The sequence below is a fragment of the Flavobacterium ustbae genome (assembly GCF_003946915.1).
GTDB classification, from domain to species: Bacteria; Bacteroidota; Bacteroidia; order Flavobacteriales; family Flavobacteriaceae; genus Flavobacterium; species Flavobacterium ustbae.
In genome coordinates this window covers 1-470 of record NZ_RPOC01000048.1, presented here as the reverse complement: position 1 = coordinate 470, position 470 = coordinate 1, and the positions used below count along the sequence as shown (strand labels likewise).

Sequence of the window (470 nt, the reverse complement as noted above, 5' to 3'; positions counted from 1 at the left end):
CATCTTGGTAGTTGGGTGGGTTCCAGTACCAAAAGCCATGCCAGGATCCAGCTTGATAATTTTTTCTCCCGCAGTCACCTCATAGTCTGTCCAAGAGGGAACGATGGTCAGGTCATGGGTGATGCGTGCCGGTTCATAATACTTCTTCCAGTTGTCAGCCCAGTCTTCCTCAGCCAAGACAGTCGTACCTATTTTTAACTCTCCCAACTCCATAAAATCCGTCAATTCTGCTAAGCGAGCCTGCAAGTCCGCCTCAACCACTGTCACATCCACCGTGTCAGGGTAGTAGGCTGTCACTACGATTTCTTCTTGCTGCTCCACCTCTGGGAAAATCTCGCCAAAGCGGTCAACATTTCCCACATAGTCCAGACTGTCTTCAATCGCAACACCTTGCGCTCCCAGCTCAATCAAGAGATTGGAAACCAACTCCTCTCCCTCACGCTTCACTGTAACTTTTAACTCTTGCCATG

General features: G+C 49.4%; 1 protein-coding gene. It reads right to left on the bottom strand.

The annotated features are described in order from the left end of the window. Nucleotides 1–470, bottom strand: a 470-nt coding sequence (locus tag EG814_RS20895) for a 50S ribosomal protein L11 methyltransferase (RefSeq protein ID WP_206430336.1), incomplete at both ends; no start/stop codon positions are given.